This window comes from Ensifer oleiphilus (assembly GCF_013371465.1).
In the GTDB taxonomy this organism is placed as follows: domain Bacteria; phylum Pseudomonadota; class Alphaproteobacteria; order Rhizobiales; family Rhizobiaceae; genus Ensifer; species Ensifer oleiphilus.
The window spans coordinates 281487-299253 of record NZ_JABWDU010000003.1; the positions used below are offsets into that span (position 1 = coordinate 281487).

At 60.8% G+C, this 17767-nt stretch carries 15 protein-coding genes and 2 pseudogenes; 2 read left to right on the top strand and 15 right to left on the bottom strand.

Annotation, left to right across the window (positions count from 1 at the left end; translation table 11 throughout):
- Positions 1-92: 92 nt before the first annotated feature.
- The 4 genes and pseudogenes from HT585_RS14010 to HT585_RS14025 form a co-directional block, all read right to left on the bottom strand.
- Positions 93-377, bottom strand: a complete 285-nt coding sequence (locus tag HT585_RS14010) for a hypothetical protein (protein ID WP_176353519.1) — start codon at positions 375-377, stop codon at positions 93-95.
- Positions 378-860: 483 nt separating this feature from the next.
- Positions 861-1013, bottom strand: a pseudogene (locus tag HT585_RS14015) (transposase); the annotation flags it as partial.
- A 174-nt stretch (positions 1014-1187) separates the two neighbouring features.
- Positions 1188-6119 (bottom strand): Ig-like domain repeat protein, encoded by a 4932-nt coding sequence (locus tag HT585_RS14020; protein ID WP_176353520.1) that lies wholly within the window; start codon positions 6117-6119, stop codon positions 1188-1190.
- 725 nt (positions 6120-6844) lie between these two features.
- Positions 6845-7531, bottom strand: a complete 687-nt coding sequence (locus tag HT585_RS14025; RefSeq protein WP_176353521.1) for a hypothetical protein — start codon at positions 7529-7531, stop codon at positions 6845-6847.
- Positions 7532-7654: 123 nt separating this feature from the next.
- On the opposite strand from HT585_RS14025, the pseudogene HT585_RS32250 reads away from it, so the two are divergent.
- Positions 7655-8089: pseudogene (locus HT585_RS32250) on the top strand (transposase); the annotation flags it as partial.
- On the opposite strand, the gene HT585_RS14035 reads toward HT585_RS32250, so the two are convergent.
- Both HT585_RS14035 and HT585_RS14040 read right to left on the bottom strand, forming a co-directional pair.
- Complete coding sequence (locus tag HT585_RS14035) at positions 8021-8752, bottom strand: copper homeostasis protein CutC (RefSeq protein WP_176353522.1); 732 nt, start codon at positions 8750-8752, stop codon at positions 8021-8023. The pseudogene HT585_RS32250 and the gene HT585_RS14035 overlap by 69 nt on opposite strands.
- Positions 8745-9659, bottom strand: a complete 915-nt coding sequence (locus tag HT585_RS14040) for an ROK family protein (RefSeq protein WP_176353523.1) — start codon at positions 9657-9659, stop codon at positions 8745-8747. Before HT585_RS14040 ends, HT585_RS14035 begins: the two co-directional genes overlap by 8 nt.
- A gap of 79 nt (positions 9660-9738) precedes the next feature.
- On the opposite strand from HT585_RS14040, the gene HT585_RS14045 reads away from it, so the two are divergent.
- Positions 9739-10737, top strand: coding sequence for a LacI family DNA-binding transcriptional regulator (locus HT585_RS14045; RefSeq protein WP_176353524.1), 999 nt, complete (start codon positions 9739-9741; stop codon positions 10735-10737).
- Between the two features lie 46 nt (positions 10738-10783).
- On the opposite strand, the gene HT585_RS14050 is transcribed toward HT585_RS14045, so the two are convergent.
- From HT585_RS14050 to HT585_RS14090, 9 genes are all read right to left on the bottom strand, one after another.
- Positions 10784-11581, bottom strand: coding sequence for a transporter substrate-binding domain-containing protein (locus HT585_RS14050; RefSeq protein WP_176353525.1), 798 nt, complete (start codon positions 11579-11581; stop codon positions 10784-10786).
- 18 nt (positions 11582-11599) lie between these two features.
- A complete protein-coding gene (locus tag HT585_RS14055) occupies positions 11600-12523 on the bottom strand; it encodes an isoaspartyl peptidase/L-asparaginase (protein WP_176353526.1) in 924 nt (307 codons plus the stop codon).
- Between the two features lie 2 nt (positions 12524-12525).
- The gene (locus HT585_RS14060; RefSeq protein ID WP_176353527.1) at positions 12526-13257 is read right to left on the bottom strand and encodes an amino acid ABC transporter ATP-binding protein; all 732 of its coding nucleotides are present in this window, start codon (positions 13255-13257) and stop codon (positions 12526-12528) included.
- On the bottom strand, positions 13258-13929 hold the full coding sequence (locus HT585_RS14065; protein WP_176353528.1) for an amino acid ABC transporter permease: 672 nt from the start codon (positions 13927-13929) through the stop codon (positions 13258-13260).
- Positions 13929-14600: an amino acid ABC transporter permease gene (locus HT585_RS14070; protein ID WP_176353529.1), complete on the bottom strand. Its 672-nt coding sequence runs from the start codon at positions 14598-14600 to the stop codon at positions 13929-13931. Before HT585_RS14070 ends, HT585_RS14065 begins: the two co-directional genes overlap by 1 nt.
- A gap of 55 nt (positions 14601-14655) precedes the next feature.
- Entirely contained in the window at positions 14656-14853 is a 198-nt protein-coding gene (locus HT585_RS14075; RefSeq protein ID WP_176353530.1) for a hypothetical protein, read from the bottom strand.
- Positions 14854-15087: 234 nt separating this feature from the next.
- Positions 15088-15282: a tautomerase family protein gene (locus tag HT585_RS14080; protein ID WP_077502684.1), complete on the bottom strand. Its 195-nt coding sequence runs from the start codon at positions 15280-15282 to the stop codon at positions 15088-15090.
- An 81-nt stretch (positions 15283-15363) separates the two neighbouring features.
- On the bottom strand, positions 15364-16200 hold the full coding sequence (proC, locus tag HT585_RS14085) for a pyrroline-5-carboxylate reductase (RefSeq protein ID WP_176353531.1): 837 nt from the start codon (positions 16198-16200) through the stop codon (positions 15364-15366).
- Between the two features lie 84 nt (positions 16201-16284).
- Positions 16285-17754, bottom strand: coding sequence for an APC family permease (locus HT585_RS14090; protein WP_176353532.1), 1470 nt, complete (start codon positions 17752-17754; stop codon positions 16285-16287).
- Between the last annotated feature and the right edge of the window lie 13 nt (positions 17755-17767).

Here is a 17767-nt window from a genome sequence, read left to right on the forward strand (position 1 = left end):
AGGGCCGGGCATCGCATTGTCCAGTCAAGGCTGGATAAATATTCAGCCCCTTCGCAGAGCCTTCGCGACGCCGTCGGGTGCAGCGCCCCCCGTCACTTGGTTTGGCTGGTCTTTGTCCGGGGCCATTTTCCCGCGCGCGTCGGCTCATAGACCGAAACAAGATCAATCAGGCCCTTATGGCGGCTGGCGGCAAGTTGGAGTTTGGGGACGGTGTCATGACCCGCCCGGAAAAGGCTAAGCAAGATAGCCGCCGCTAGTGCGGTATCTGGGTGATCCCTGGGCAGCGACTGCCGCTTGCGCCATTCGTCGAGCACCGTTTCGACCGTTTGGATGTCGCCGGGTCCGAAGGTGGTTTCAAGAAAACTTTTTATACGCATTTTGCAGGTCCATTGCGAAACGACAGCGATTTGGAGCGGCAGATGGAGGGTTAAGGGCCAGATCCGGGCGCTCAAGATCGCTACAGGAAGATCGCAGACGTCTTGTAACTCTCCCCAGCCGTTTCGGTTCCACTAACGATGTTTGCCGAACGACGACCTTTCCAATGCGGGCGCCGCCTCGAGCAAACGGCACTGGAACTTGGGCCAATGAAAATTCCGGAATGGCGTTCGACGTGGCGAACCGTGATATTCGTAGAAACGAATGTTCTTCTTGCCGTCGTGATCGATGATCCGGCATTGGCAACTGCTGCCTTGGGATTGACGGAGAGCTAATATGCCAAGACTATAGGCGGCCCGAAGCGGAGGTGGTTCTTAACGTTATCGAGCCTTCCCCATGATTTCATTTGCCCGGCAGGCTTAAGACGGTAGTGCAGTGCGAGTTATCGCTTGAAAGACGGTGTGCCAGTGCCTCGGTGATGGTGAGGACTTGAACATCAAGGTCGGATCGAGCGGCGGGCGGCCGTGATCGGCCCAGTAAAGACCTGCAACACGATCGTGCATGAAGGAAAAATCGATCACCGCGTCTATTCTGCGAAGCAGGTGATCCTTCGAAACCAAGCTATCGAGCGTAACCATCTCGAGAGATGTCTGTTCGGGAACGGGTTTGTCAACATGACCCAGTGAATCACAAACCCCCAGCTCTCGCCAAGGGTTTGTCAGCAGTCTGACCCCGCCAGAATTTGACGGGGTTTGTTTGCAGTCTGGCCGCAGTGACTTTCACCGCAGCTTCGCCTTTTGAACGTCAGACATTCAGAACTGCTTTGAGGCCGTCGCTCTGCCGCCAACGGATTTCTGTCCATCGCCCTCGATGTTGAAAAGCAGGCTTGCCTCAAGCATCCAGAAATCGGCGGTCTCCAGTGTCAGACCGGCGGTAAGTGAAGCAAACGCGCCCGAACCATCGAGACCGGAATAACCGCCAGTGACACCAAGTTTCGGTGTCAGCGTCGAACCGTTCTCGACCGTGAAGGATCGGGCGATCTCAGCCCCAAGGCTCACGCGGAACTGTTCTGCGTTGAAACCATCTATGGTGAGTTCGTCGCCCGCCGCGTTGCCAACCGCATAGTCCTCGACCTCCTCGTTGAAGTAGACGGCTCTAAGTTCCGGCGTCAGGACTGTCACCTCATCGACCTGCCACTCACCTATAAGCGCGGTGTCGATCATCCATCGCGTCGTATCGAAGCCGCCGTCCCAGAAGGAAGTATCAATATCGTTGGCGGAGCCACCATAGAGCAGGCTCGTATCCCAGAACACACCCTTGCCGATCTCGAAGGAGGCATAGGGACCAGCCAGCCAGCCGTTGCCGCTCAGCTCCGCGTCGGCGTCTGTCGGATCGGTCATCCGGTCGAAGTGGAACGACAGGCCGACCAGCGCCTTCTCCGAAAGCAGATAGTCAGCTCCCAAGCTGATCATGCCGAAGCTGCCCCACTTTCCGCCATTCTCCTCCCGATTATGTGACATCAGCGTACCGTCAATCCAAATATTGAACGGTGAGGAATAGCTGCCGGCGACGCCGTCCGCGCTGTCACGCGCCGCTTCCATCTGTACAAGGCTGGTCGAGAAGTTGGCAGTCATGCCTTCTTCCGATGGGGTCATGCGGGCGGTAACCGGGTTGGCGGAGCTCCCCACCTGCCGGCGGTCCAGAAGGCCCGGAACCTTGATCGTCGATGAGATCATGCTCTGCCGCGTGCGGACGAAGTCGTGCACGAGACCATCAATCGCCTCTGCGACCTTGGCCGGATCGTAGCCGAGCTTGTAGGTCACGGTTCCGCTGTCTGAGGCTCCGAGCGAGCTCGTCAGCGTGAAACCGACACGTACCGTGCCCGAGAAGGCCGGGTCAGGGATGAACTTCAGATACCAGCCGAGAGGCGTGGAGCCACTCGCCTGTGCGAACTCTCCTCTGACGATGCTCGCCGTGCCGGCATTGGCCGGCTCCACAAAAGTCCACTCGGCATCGGTGAACGGCCCGCCAGTGGAACCGTGTTCCAGATTGACATTGGCGGGCGTTCCGCCGGCCGCAACGACGATCGTTTTGTCGGTGACGGTGACGATGCGTTCTTTCACATTGAGGGTGTAACGCGCCGCTCCGGTCGCACCGGCGCCGTCGCGCACCCCGATGGTGAAACTGTATTCCTTCACTTCTGCGTTTACATCCAGCGGGCCCGTCAGTTCCCCAGTTGAGGTGTTGAGAACCATGCCCGCCGGCAATTCGCCCGAGCCGAGACTGTAGGTCAGCGTGCCGGTTCCGCCTGTCGCGGAAATCTGCTGGCTGTAATCCTCGGCAGGCATGGCCTCTGCCAACGCGCCTCCCGCTGGCGAAAAGGAGAAAGTCACCACAGGCTTTACAGCCACTGTGTAGCTCGCTGCAGCGCGATTGGGCGGGACAGCGCTGTCCGTCGCCGTGATCGTGAAGCTGAAGCTTCCAGCCGTGATCGTGGTTCCACTTATCGCGCCCGTTGCAGGATCGAGTGTCAATCCGGACGGAAGCGTTCCCGAAGTGACCGCATAGGCAATCGGGGTCGTGCTACCGGAAGCGATCGCAGTTATTGATTGGCTATAGGCTGTTTCGGCCCTTCCGTCAGGCAGAGCCCCTCCCGCGGGGGAGAAGACGAACGTTGGGGCTGCAACTGTTACGTTGACGGCCGCCGAGGTCGCAGCTGCATGATTGGTATCGCCGGTATATTCGGCGGTAATGGAATGTGGACCGAGACTGAGCGCAGAGGTGACAAAAGTCGCCGCCGTGCCGGTGATCGTGCCGGTTCCCAACGTGGCGGCGCCATCCTTGAAGGTGACAGTGCCGGTGGGTGATGCGCCGCCCGCCAAGGTGGCGGTAAAGGTAACCGGTGAACCGCGCACAGGATTGCTATTGGAAGCTGAGACGGAGATCGTCGGGATAACCTGGCCGACTGTGACGGTGACGACCGCCGAGGCTGCAGCCGTATTGTTGCTGTCGCCGGCATATTCGGCGGTAATGGAATGCGGGCCGAGGGTGAGCGCCGAGGTAACAAAGGTCGCCGCGGTGCCGGTGATCGTGCCGATCCCCAGCGTGGCGGCGCCGTCCTTGAAGGTGACGACCCCGGTTGGCGATGCGCCACCCGCCAGCGTGGCAGTGAAGGTAACCGGCGCACCGAGTACAGGATTGCTGTCGGAAGCCGAAACGGAGATCGTGGGGAGACCGGGCGCCGCGTCATCATTGACAATGGTGCCGATAGCCTGGTGGTCGAGGACCGTCGCACCGGAGACATTCGCGACATTGACGAAGAAGGTTTCGTTCGGCTCGAGGTCGGTATCCCCGTTGACGATCACTGTAAACGTCGCGCTGGTGCTGCCGGCGGCAATGCTCAGGCTAGTCGAAGACTTGGCTGCATAATCGCCAGAGGCGCTCGCCGTGCCGTCCGCCGTGGAAACATCAAACGTCACTCCGCCTGCGCCGGCCGGTTTGTCCAGCGATACGGTGAAGTTGAAATTCGTGGTGCCGGCATTGCCCTCCGACTGGCTGATATCGGCTATCGACAACTGCGGCGCCATGGTGATCACGATCTCATAATCGGCTGAAGAGGCGCCGCCCGCCATACCTGCGGCCCAGACCGTAAAGGGGAAGGTACCGGCCACCGTCGGCGTGCCGCTGATGGCGCCGGTCGCCGAGTTGATTGACAGCCCAGTCGGTAGGCTTGTGGCGGAATAATACATCGCCCCACTGCCGCCCGTAGCTGAGATCGAGGTGTCGCTGTAAGGCGCGCCAACCTCCCCGGCCGTCAGTGTCGTGCCGTCTGCGGGCACGAGAACGACGGCGGGTGCGGCGATGGTAATGTTCACGAAAGTTTGGAAACTATAGGGGCCGGCTGCACCCGTCGAGCTGTCCGTGACCTTCACTGCGAAGAGGAAGTAGCCGCTCTGGGTGGGCGTTCCTGCCACCGCACCGGTCGCGGTGTTGAAGGTCATACCGTTTGGCAGCATGGGCGCAAACTCGAACGTGTAAGGCCCGGTCCCGCCGGTGGCGACAATGGTTTGCGTGGGGTAGGCAACGCCGAAGGCCCCCGCTGGAAGGGTCGTCGGGGAGAGCGAGATGGTCGGCGCGGTGACCGTGAGGGTGTAGTCCCGCGTACCGGTGCCGCCATTCGCGTCGGTCGCCGTCACCGTAATCGTAGGGAAGCTGCCACCCGCCGTTGGCGTGCCGCTGAGGACGCCGGCGGTCGAAAGGGTCATGCCCGCGGGAAGCGCCCCATTCGTCACGGCGAATGTATAAGGCCCCGTGCCGCCGGTGGCGGAGAACGAAACGGAGCCGTACGCCGCCCCCACTTTGGGGTTGGGCAGGCTCGAAGGTGTCAGGGAGATCGTCGGCGTGGCTACGGTAACTGTGACGGCGTTGGAGGTGGCGGCTGAGTTGTTGGCATCGCCTGCATATTCGGCCGTAATGGAATGCGCGCCGCTGGTCAGGGCCGAGGTGGAGTAGATTGCGGTGGCGCCGGAAATGGTGCCGGTGCCCAGCGTAGTGGCGCCATCCTTGAAAGTGACGGTTCCGCTCGGCGACGCGCCACCACCCAGCGTGGCGGTGAAGGTCACCGACGCGCCAAGCGCCGGACTGCTCTCGGAGGCCGAGACGGTGACAGTCGGTGCGGCTGGGCTTACTGTGTGCACCATGCCGCCGGTGAAACCCGCGAGCATAGCGTTGCCTGCCCCGTCGGCGATGTCCGTGCCACTAATTGTGTAGAGCCGGATTGTGCCCGTTCCGGCAATCCCACTCACCGTTACGTTGACCGAAGAGCCGCTTGCTGCCGAGACGCTCGCTATCGTCCCGGCGGCAGTTCCAGTTGTCGAGAGGCTGAAATCATCCGTGCTCACATTGGAAACGGCTTTGGAAAATGCCACCGCAAACACAACGCTTGCATCCGTGGGCTGAGCTCCGGCGTCGGGGGTTGTGGAATTTACGACTGGCCGAACGCCATCGACCAGAATGCCGACGGTCGACCCCACATTGTTCAGGACGAGATTGGCAACGCTGCCCGAATCGAGGATTGACCCACCGTTGAGTTGCAGTGACCCAAGGGAAATTCCGTTAGCATCCAGATCGCCCTCAGCTATCGTATAGCGAAAAGTGAGTGTCGTGCCCCCGCTGCCGGAAGAATAGTCGGCATTGCGAGACTGCGAGCCAATCGTCAGGCCGAGCCGGGGCGTCCCTGTGACCGTAACGGCGCTGCTGAAGGTCACGCCGAAGTCGAGGTGCTGACCGATTGCATAGGTTCCGTTAGCCGGAACGGCGACGCTGGCGACCGTCGGATTAGACGCGAATGCTTGCGAGGCCATGGCTGGCATGGAGGCAACAACCAGAAGGGGCAGCAAGAGCAATCGGCGCAACGCGCGGCCCACCCAGGCCTTCCTATTCAGACAATGAGAATGCTCGGAAAGACAATCTCTACCGCCAAGGCCGACCGACGAAGGCGTAGCGAGCGTCAAATGAAGAACCTTGATCGCGTTGCGTGCATGCCGACTGGCGCCTATCAATGACTGAAAAATCTTGGCTATATTCATAGAATTGTGTCCTACCCCAGCGATGACACCCATTAAACGATAGCGCCGCCGTCTTCCCCCGCCTGTCGCGCCGTTCATTGCTTTCAAAGCCCTGAAACGACAGAATCTTTCTTGCAGGATTTTTTTCTTCAAAGAAAGCGCGAAATGCCCGTCCACGTTGAAGAATTGAGGTCACGTTCGATCGGAGATAGTCGGCGCGGCGCCGGTTTTCCTGCGTGGCCTGGCGCTACTTGTGCAAAAAACGCAACCACGTCGGCCAACGTCAACCTCGCCATCTGAGCCATCTGAGCCGCGCTCAGCTCCAGGTGCAATATACCTCGGGGGAACACTTGTTCTGGGGAACGAGAAATGGCGAGCAGCGGTCGGCATTGAAAGTGAGCCTTTCAATGCCATGCGGAGTTGCGTCAATCTCGAGCGACGAGGACGGTGTCAATAGTTCGATAAGCTCGCAGCGTACACCGTAGACAAAACGGAGTCGAAAGGCGCGAACGGGTTATGGACACCCGAGATCATCCAGGGTGCCCGGCTCTTTTTGCCTGATAGTCGTGGGTTGCCGAAGCTGTATGTTCACACGTAACACCGCAAGATGTTTTGTCCTGCACAAGGAAACCCTTCGCATCGATGAACGCACCATCTGTCGCGAGGTGTTCTACAACGTACTCACCCAGGATGGCGCAAGTCCGCCGCAGTACACCTCAAACGTGTCTAGCGACGCTAATCACCCAGCAATCCGCATCCCGGAAACGGTTCACAGATGCAGCAGCTCGCTTCTGCCTGTAATATCAGAACACGTGCTTTCAGGGACGAAACAATGGTGCCCAAAGCCAAAGCGAGCCTGTCATCCATGCCTCCGACCCATGCGAACAGACATGCAGCGGCATCTAACGGGTGGCCTGGGCTAGAAGTATGCGCCGAAGCGCCTCGGCCCCGCGCTCACAATCGACCCAGGCGACCTGCCAATCCAGGATTGCGTCGCGGTCGATACCGACGAGCGCGCTTTCCGTCAACTCAAGCGCCATCGACACGTTGTGACCGGTCAAAGCGTCCAGCGCCCGATTGATCAAGCGTCTCCAGATCTGCCTCTCCGCAGAGGGCTCCATGCCAAGTAAATCGGCCACCGCGGCCGCCCGTTCAAGGTAGTGAGCAGCCTCCCCCACAGCGGAATGGCTTTCGCGAAATGCGCGTGCCCCTCGTTCGGCGGCCTCGCGCAGGAGCGGACTGACGATGCCTCCGCCGTCAATGCTCTCGTCGCGAACTTCGGCGACACGCTCGATTCCCAACCGATGTTCGACCGCCGCATAGGGACACTCCGACCACAGGAGAGTGAACGAACCGGCGTCGTTTCCATCGGGATCGTATAGCCGGGCCAGTGCGGAAGAGGGAAGCACCTGCGCCCGGTGCCTGCCATCGATAAAGAGATCGATGGTCTCGGCGTCATCGGTCCAGCATGTGAAAGGCGGGTTTTCGGCACGACGCTTTGCTGTAGATGCGCCAAGCGCACTGCGCCTTCTCCGGTCATCCTGCGGCCGCTTAATCCACGGCTCTTGCTCGTCATCCATCTCGGACATGCCGATCTCCTTACGCCGTCGTCTCCCTACGTCAAATGAAGTCGCGGCCGATGCCGCCCGGAGGGCATCATGGACCGAATGTCGCCGACCTTCCAGTGAAAGGAACCGAGCCGTCGCCTTGCGGCGACCCCTGGAATTGGCGCGATCGCTGCCCGCGCAATCGCCGCGACAGTGACAGAAGCGTCGCGTTCCAAATCCAAACGCCAACTATCTGCGCGGATAGGCCTGCCACCTCGGCACGATTCACCTGATGGCAAAGACCGGGTTGGAACGAACAGCAAACAAGGCGATCCCAATCTCCGCGGGCTTCTCGCCGTCGGGCGGATGCGGTACCTCGCTTCGGCGGCAATGCCAAAGTGGCAACGAGGCGTTGGTCGCCGCACTGGCATGATATTGAAGCCCGTCGGCTTCGGGCCTCAGCAAAAAGCGAGCGTACGAAGGCGCCGGCAGCAGGCAATGCCATCTACGCCCTTCGGCGTCCGCGTAGGCCTAGGTCGGGAGGAGGGCCGTCTTCATCGCGCGGACGATGCCCGGTTCGGTGCGCTTCAGCCGTGGTGAAACGAACCCGAGTTGCAACGCCTTGCCCCCGGCCACGGCAGAAGCGACCGAGCAGGACGAGTGGATTTCGCTAAGGGGCAGCCCCGCACGGATGGCGCCAACCGTTTCGAGATTGACCCCGGATCCCGGCATGATCGTGATCCTATCACCGGCATGTGCGAAGTAGGCTGCCAAGGTATCGATCCCCGTGAGCGCGGTCGTCTCTCCGCCAGAGCTCAAGATACGTTCGAAGCCGAGTTCGACGGCAAGTTCGATGGCCGCGGCGAAGTCTGCCCCGGCAAGATCGAAGGCACGATGCAATGTCATCCCCAAGCCTTGCGCGTGATCGGCAAGGCGCGTGAGTACATCACGGTCGAGCGCACCATCGATATAGTTGGCGCCAAGCACGACGCCCTGGAGCCCGGCAGCGCGCACCGCATCGATATCGCCGAGAAGCGCAGCCATGTCGCGGTCGCCATAGACGAAATCGCCAGGTCGCGGCCGGATCATGGCATAGACCGGTATTGGCGCACTGGCCGCGAGAGCCATCAGGCCCGGCGAAGGGGTCAATCCGCCGATCTCCAATGCCGAGCACAATTCAATGCGGTCGGCGCCCCCCAAAATTGCTGCGGCGAGGCCTTCCGGGCTATCGACGCAGACTTCAAGCAGAATATTTTCAGACATTGGCGATCTCCTTGAGGCCAAGAGCGGCGGCGCCGAGAAGGCCAGGCTCGGTGGTCAGTGCCGCGCGTACCAGCAGCGGGTCGGCGGCACGGTGCAGGGTGCGCCCACGGACTTCGCGATCGAGCGCCTCGATGAGTTCCGGCACGTTCGCTAGTCCGCCGCCAACGGGCACGATGGAGGCACCGATGATGTTTAGGGTCAGCGCCAACGGCACGCTGACCAATTCGATGTAGACGTCGATGGTGCGGCTCGCCTTCGCCTCGCCGTCGCGCCAGCGGTCGATGATGTCGGTGCTCGCAAGCGCCTCCTCGCAGAGAAAGTCATGCAGCCGTTCCATGCCGCGCGCGCCGCCGACTGTGTCAAGGCAGCCCCAATGCCCACAACCGCAGGCAAAGTGTGGCACCTCGACCGGTGGTCGACCGACCCGCGTCTGCAGCGCCGTGCCATGGCCCCATTCGCCGGCATAGCCACCAGCGCCCGCAACGATGCGCCCGTCGATGACGAGCCCGCCGCCAACGCCGGTCCCGAGGATAACGCCGAAGACGTTGCGGTGACCTTTGCCGGCGCCGCCGGTTGCCTCTGCGAGCGCAAAGCAGTCCGCGTCATTGGCGATCCGTACCGGCACGCCGATGACGCGCTCGAGATCGAGGGCAATCGGCCGCCCGTCGATACAAGGAATGTTGGCGCATTTCAGGCGTCCGGAAGCCGGGTCGACGACGCCGGCGATCGATATTGAGGCCCCCAATGCGCCCTGCCCCCTCGATGTCACACGTTCGGCGATGACGGAGGCAAAGGCGTCGAAATCATCGAGGGGCGTTGGCACGCGGTCGATGATTTCAATTTCGTCACTTGAAAGGGCGTAGGCGCTTTTTATCGTTGAACCGCCAATGTCGAAGCAGGTAATCATCAAATCAGTTCCCGATGGAAATTCCGCTGCGGGGCATCCGACTGGGCACGCCGCAGACCGAGACTTGGGAAAGGTTACAATGGAGAGTTCGCGCAAGGGACGCACGTCGCCCACCATCACCGATGTGGCCGAGCTCGCCGGCGTGTCGCGCGCCATCGCCTCGCGCGCGCTGTCGCACGAAAGCCGTCCGGTTTCCGCCGATAAACGGGCGCGGGTGCTCGAGGCGGCCGAAAAGCTGGGTTTCAAGCCCAATCTTCTGGCGCGCAGCCTCACCACGAAGACGGTCAATCTCATCGCCGTCATCGTCAATCACATTCACGACTTCTCTGACCTCGACCTGTTCGACTTCCTGATCGGTGAGATTCAGTCGATCGGCAAGCAGGTCATCTTCGTGCGCGTCGGCTCGGTCCAACGTGCCGAGGAATTTCTGCGCAATGGCGTGGCCTATCACGTCGATGCCGCACTCGTGTTCTCTGACTTCGCGGCGGCGGCTGACGTGCGCAAGATGTTTCGCAACGCTGCAGTCCTGATGTTGAATGGCATGCATGACGGCACCTCTCCCTCTGTCGTGCCCAATGAAGTCATTGGCATCACCGAGGCGGTAGCGGATGCCGCTGGCAAAGGCGTTGCCACTGCCGCCATGGTGACCGGTCGCATCTCCTCGCCTGTCGAGCAAAGCCGTATCGCCACTTACAAGTCCGAGATGAAGCGCCACGGTATCCGATTGGTTGCCGAACTGCGCGGCGACTACTCCTATGCGAGCGGTCGTCAGATGGCGCAGTCGAGCGGCTGGACTGATGTCGATGCTGTGTTCTGCACTTCGGATGCCATGGCGATGGGCGTTATGGACGTCCATCGTGAAGCGTTCCCGCATAACAAGCCTGCGCGCTTCCGGCTTTACGGCTTCGACAATCTATCGCTGACCGATTTCGAGGCGTATCCGATCTCGTCCATCGGCTACGACAAGAAGGCTTATGTCGGAGAGATCCTGCGATTTCTCACGCGCACCGGCGAGGTGGCCGGTGACAGGGTCGACGTAACGGTGCCGACCTTCTTCGTGTCGCGGGCAACGTCGTAAGAAGCGGCAGCCACGTTTCCCTGCCTGCCGCTTCCATGTCAGTCGCTTACCAGAGCGGGGTCAGCGCCGGCGGGTTAGCCTTCTCGCCCCACCACTTCTTATAGTTTGCCTCGTAGGCGCCGCTCTGGATGTATTCCGACACGAACATGTCGATCCAGCGGGCGAAGCCGTCGTCACCCTTTGCGACAGCGATACCGATCGGGTCGTTGGAGTACAGCCCGGGAAGCGTCACGAGGTTGTCGTTCTTGGTGGCGAGATAGTCCAGCAGCGAGGAATCTTCGATCGCCGCGTCAACACGCTTCTGCTGAAGCAGCAGCACGCCCTCGGGCGAGAAGTTGTCGGTGTAGACGAGTTCGGCTCCCGGAACCGCCTTCTGCATGAAAGTCTCGCCGGTTGATCCGCGGCCGACCACGATCTTCTTGCCTGCGAGATCCTCGATCTTCGAGATGCCGGCATCCTTCTGCACTATGATGCGCAGGCCAGCACGGTTGTAGGGGATCGAGAAATCCACTGACTTGGCGCGCTCGAGCGTCGCCGAGGTGTTGGCGACGGCGATGTCGATCTGACCAGACATCAGCATCGAGATGCGGGCGTCACCTGACACGTCAACAAACTCTACCGGAACGCCAAGCTTCTCGGCGAGCAGCGTCGCAACGTCAACATCGTAGCCGACCGGGTTGTTCTGCGCGTCGCGGAACCCGATGGGTTCGCCGCCGAGCGACACGCCGATGCGGACGGTGCCGCGGTCGCGGATTTCGTCTATTTTGCCCGCCTGCGCCTCGCCCGCAGCCGTCAGACCGATGGCAACCGCCACGCCTGCCAGTTTCGCAATAAACCTTTTCATGCTCCCTCTCCTTGAAAGTTAGGATTTTACCGATTCGGCGAAGCGACGTTCCGGTTCTGGCAGGCTCTCATCCCAATACCAATAACGGATCTGTTCTTCGCAATTCAGGCTGACAACCCTGTGGTTGCCGTTCGCGTCGAGCGCGTGGATGACGACGCCGGCAAGAAAACCCTGCTTGAGCTCAGTCAATTCCGTCACCGCCAGAGCGATGGCATCATCCAGCGAATGGCCGAGGCGCAGTGCCAGGACGATGGTACGCGCGGTGCCGCAGCGCATCGTCATCTCGCCCGTGTGGGTGCAGGCGGCTGCACCGAAGCGGCTGTCGGCATAGAAGCCGGCGCCGGGAATGGGAGAATCGCCCAACCGTCCCGGATACTTCCAGGCCCACCCAGACGTCGAGGTGACGACGTTGAGGCCGGCGGCGCTATCCTTGGAAAGAAACACGGTGGTGTCGCGCACGCGCTCCGGGTCGGTGATCGTGCGGCTGAGCGGCGCCAGGGGAATGTCGGGGAAGCTGGCGAGTTCTTCCGGCGAAAGCTCCTTTTCCAGTCGCTCCCACCACACGCGCCTGCTGTCCTCGTATAACGTCTCATCCACGGTAAAACCGATCTCGGTGGCAAAGCGGCGGGCACCGTCACCGGTCAACATGACGTGGGGCAGACGCTTCATGACCTCATGGGCAAGAGCCGAGACCGGAAGCGTATCGGGCACGGCGCCGACTGCGCCCACCTCGCGGGTGGTGCCATCCATTACGCCGGCGTCGAATTCCATACGACCGAGCATGTTCGGCCAGCCGCCGTAGCCGACCGACCGTACCTTGACTTCGCGTTCGACCTCCCCGATGCCGGCGACCATGGCGTCGAGGCCATGGCGACCCGCTTTCAACAGATCAATTGACTTGGAGAAACCGGGCCAGGCCTCGGAATTGGCAAGGAGTATCATCTTCAGTCTTTTCGCATCTTTGAGAGGAATTGGGCCACGCGTGGCATTGCCATACCCTTGTCGGAGAAGAAGTCTTCGGTCGGCAGGTCGGCGATCATCTGTCCCTTGTCGAGGAACGCGATGCGTGTGGAAATGGAGCGGGCAAACTCGATCTCGTGGGTGACGAACACCATGGTCGTGCCCTGCTTTGCGATATTGGCGAGGATCGACAACACCTCGGCAGTCATCTCGGGATCGAGTGCGCTTGTGACTTCGTCGAGCAGGAGATAGCTGGGCTTCATGGCCAGTGCCCGGCAGATGCCTACCCGCTGGCGCTGGCCGCCGGAAAGCTGGGCCGGATAAGCGTCGGCGCGTTCGGACAGACCCACCTGCTGAAGCAGCCGGCGCGCTTCTGCTTCGGCATCCTTTCGCGGGACGTTCAGCACCTCGACGGGTGCGAGCGCGATATTCTGCACGGCCGTCATGTGCGGGTAGAGGTTGAACAGCTGGAACACGGTGCCTGACCGCTTGCGCGCGTCAGCTAGCTCGCGGGGCTTCGATACGTCGAACCCGTCGACCGTGACCCTGCCGCCATCGATCTTTTCCAAACCGTTGATGCAGCGGATGAGCGTTGACTTGCCCGATCCAGACGAGCCCAGCACCGAGACGACTTCTCCCTGACTGATCTCGAGATCGATGCCTCGCAGCACGGTTGCCGAACCGAAGGACTTGTGCAGGCCGGTGATGCTGATCATTTACAGACCCTTCCATTTGGTGTGGGCGCGAAGCCGCGTCTCAAGGCGCGCGCCGGCATAGGCCACCAGCTTGGCGGTGAGGTAATAGAGCGCACCAACGATCGTCCAGACGACGAACGGCTTGAGCGTGCGCAGGTTGAGGATGTTGCCGACCTTGGTAAGGTCGATCACGCCGATCACCGAAATCAGCGAGGTGACCTGCAACTGATTGACCAGCAGTCCTGTCAACGGGCCGACGGCAAATGCCGCTGCCTGGGGTGCAATCACCCGGCGCAGGATTTGCCAGCGGTTGAGGCCGAAAACCCTCGCTGCCTCAAGCTGGTCGCGACCGACCGACTCGATCGCCGAGACGGCGATAACGTAGATGAAGGCGGCGCTGTTGCCCGAAAGTGTGATAACGGCGGCCTCGGTCGGCGTAACGTTGATCTTGAGGAAGGCCGGCAGACCGAAGAAGACGAGGAAAAGCTGGACGAGCACAGGCGAGTTTTTGAGCAGCTCTGCTATGAAGGCAACGAGCTGCGCCAAGACCGGCAGGCGATAGAAACGGATCACCGCCCAGAGTGTGCCGACCAAGAGACCGATCAGCGTGGTCGACACGAACAAAGCCAGCGAAACGCTAAGGCCTTGCAACAGAAGCACGAGATCGTACGGCGTGAAATCTCCGTAGCGCATCAGGCCACTCCCTCTGCCTGGTTGCGATTGAGATGACGATGCAGCGCCCCGATCACGATGGAAACAGACCAGGTCAGCGCCGCATAGGCGACGAGCAGGACGAAATAGACTTCGAAGGGCCTGAAGGTCTGGGACGCCACGATCTTGGCCGAGCCGGTCAGTTCGTTGAGCGTGATCGTCGACAGCACCGAAGAGGTCAGGATCAGGTTGATGAACACCGAGCCCAAGGGTCGGACCGAGGTGCGCAAGGCTATCGGAAGGGCGATCCTGCGGAAGATTGTGGCCCTCTTCAGCCCGCTGACCTGTGCAGCCTCGATAACGCCGGGCTCGATCGCCAGAATGCCGGAACGGATGACGTCGGAGGTGAAGGCGCCGCCGGCGATGGACAGGGCGATGATGCCCGTCGACAGCGCATCGATGTAGATGCCGATCTCGGGCAGCCCGAAATAGAAGAAGAACAGCTGCACGATGAAGGGGATGTTGCGGAACATATCGACGTAGACCGCCGACAGCCTGTTGAGAAACGTCGAGGAAGAGGTGCGTGCCGCGGCGACCAGGAGCCCGAGCACCAAACTGCCAATGACGGAAATCAGGCAGACCTTGAAGGTCAGCCAAGTCCCTTCGAGCAGGAAGGGTATGTGTTTGGCGAGGATCGACAGGTCGAACTGCAAGCGGCGTGCCTCAATAGTGAAACCGGTTTCACTTAGCAATATGAGCAAGTCCGTGTCAACGGCAGCGGCGTTTTTCAGGGGGGTTGTTCCCCAACCGCCGCCACTCCTTTTGACGTTCAACCAGGATAAAATGGTTGGCATCGAGATCGTCCGGCGCGCCGTCGGGGCACCGGTTCTTCAGATCATTGCGATCGCTGGCGCCTGAGGCTGCATTGCGACCGATCGTCCCCGGGGTGGAAAGCTCGAAAAGCACTTGACCTTCGCGCGCCGATTAGAGACGCGCCGCCTGGAGGGCGGGAACAGGAACCGACCACCCCCGGCAAGCCCCTCCGCTCGGTCAAGGGAGCCATCGATCGCAATCAAACGCCCTCTCCCCTCACCGACCCGGTCGCGCCAGCGGCCGGGGCACTGGCGTTGATGTCGATGATGTCATTGATCGACTTGCCTTTCGCCTGACAGGCAAGCCGGACGAGAGAGCTTCAGCGTTCTATGGCTTGACGCGTTGCGACAGAAGCTTGCCGGAGAAGGCCCAATTGTCGTCGCTGACGTCATTGAAGACGATGCTGACCGACTCGCGCGTACACCCACAGTGTTCGACCAGTGCCTGTGTGACGGCCTCGGCCGTTTTCTGCTTTTGCTCGACGGTACGACCTTCGGACAGGTCAATTCTTATCCACGGCATGACGGATTCCTCCCAGAAACGGTTCAGTGACAAAGGACGCTTTCGGGCCAGGCGGAAGCAGCGTCAAGCATTGCGACGTCGCTAGCTTTGCTCCGTTGCCAATTCCTTCGCGCGCGCCGCGGCTGCCGCGACGGTCTGTCGTATCACTCGTGGCATAGCCTGCTCCTGCTCGAACTCGGCCAGCCCCGCTGCAGTTGTCCCATGAGGGCTGGTGACCGCGTGTTTGAGTTGAAGCGGCGAGCGAAGATCCTCCTCAAGGAGGCCGGCCGCACCGATGATGATCTGGCGCGCGAAAAAATCGGCGGTTTCCTTTGAGAACCCAATCTGTTCGGCTGCGTGCTGCAGATGTTGTACGAAGGAAAAGACGTATCCTGGACCGCTGCCTGTGACTGCCGTGGCAAGGTCGATTTCGTTCTCCGATTTCAGCCATTGGAAACGCCCTATGGCCCCGAAGACGAACTCGGCAAGCTCTCGATCTTCTGTTGATATCGCCCCATCGGCATAGCCGACGCTGATCGCCTTGCGAACGATCGCGGCAAGATTTGGCATGACCCGCACGACCCGCGCTCTGTTGGTTACACCCTGCTGCAGCTTCGCAAGTGGAACTCCGGCGGCAATGGAGATGACAAGAGAGGCCTGCAGATTCTGTTGCGCATCCACCAGCGTTTCCAATGCACTTGTTGGTTTAACCGCCAGAATGCACACGTCGAACTGCGCCGAACCGAGCCCTGCCCAATCGTTTACGACTTTGATTTTATTTTGACTTCCCAGAACCTGCCTTGTCCTCTCTTCATCCGGATCGATGACCGTCAGATCAAGGTTCGCGGCTTTATCCTGAAGAGCAAGCGCAATTGCAGATCCCATGTTTCCGCAACCGATCAGCAGCACGGAGCGCCGTTTCGAGGCAGGCGACATCATCTTTTGACTCCATTCAGCGCGGATGATTGGCGACGCTTCGCGTTTTGCGCGAAGCGCCGCATGAGATAATTGCTATCCCGATTGTTACCTTTCGCCCCAATGGCCGATCAGCTGGTATTCGGCAGGGCGATGACGGCGCATCCAGAGGGCGCGACTGATGCCGAGCGCCAAGGCGACGAGATTGATGCTCGGAAGAATCCAGTTTATCGCTCCCTCCCGACCGGTAAACATCGGCAAGTTGCTGAGGACGAAGTAGACGAAGACCGCAAGCGCCACCGCGGAAATCGCAGGCGCAACCTTCCCTTCCCACCACGAGACGCCTCGGCTGTCACGCCAGAAGAAGGCGATGATCGAGATTGCCGTGAGCAATTCCATTGCTGGTATGCTGACCGCAACCGGCACGCTTCCGACGATAAACAGGTCCAGATAGGGATCGAGGCCCTGCCACACGCAGAACAACAGAACGATGGCGCTGAAGAGGGTGTGGGCAAGGCTCGCCACCCAGACCGACCCGCTCCTCTTCGACTTTTTCGCAAAAACAGGATTGATGGCGCGATCGCGGCCGAGCGCATAGAGGTAGCGGGCAGTGGCATTGTGGAAGGCTAGAATGGACGCAAACCAGCTGCCGACGACAAGAAGCGTGATGACGTCGGCAAAGCCTGTCCCGACATATTGGCTTGCGGCCATGGTGAACATTTCCGTCGGCTTCTCGTTGGCAACGGCCACAGCCGAGCTGCCGAAACCCTGCACAATGGCCCAGGTGACAAGTGCCTGAAACACCGCGATCAGGCCAATTGACGCAAAGGTCGCCTTGCGGACGGTTGCAACGGGATTGCGCACCTCTTCGCGAAACAGCGCCGTGGCCTCAAAGCCTGCAAAGGCGGCGAAGACGAACAGCAACACAACGCCAATTTCGCCACCGACGACGGTGTCCGGACGAAACGGCTGGAGCGATAGCCCTTCCGCGCCCCCCGCAAAGACGATAGCGACAGAAAGGACGATCAAGACCACGACCTCAACGACCATGATGACGCCGAGAACACGGATGTTCAGCTCGACATTCAAGACGCCGAGAACCCCCATCGCCGCCAATGCCCCGAACGCCCATGGCACCCAAGAGGTTTGCACGCCCGTCATCGATGCGAGCGCCTGGCTTGCAAAGACAGCGAAGGGACCGATGGCTCCCGTTGCCGCGATCGCATAGGCAAGTACCGCGACGAAGGCCGTACCAAGACCGAGTGGACGCCCCAGGCCAGCGGCGATGTAGGAGAAGAGCGCACCAGCGTTGGGCACAAAACGCGTCATCGCGGTGTAGCCGACCGCAAAGATCGCGAGCAACACGCCGACCACCAGAAACATGCCGGCCGTTCCGATACCGCCGCGCCCGATTGCAAGCGGCGTCGAGCCCACGGCAAAGCCGAGAGGTGCTGCGGCCGCGATGACAAAGAACACCACGTCTTTGGCCCCGAGCCGGCCTGCCCGGGCGCCCGCCGGCGCATCGGTCAAGCCCTGCGTCCCCGCGCCGGATTCGCCCGACGAGTACATGTTGGTCATCACATTCCCCTTT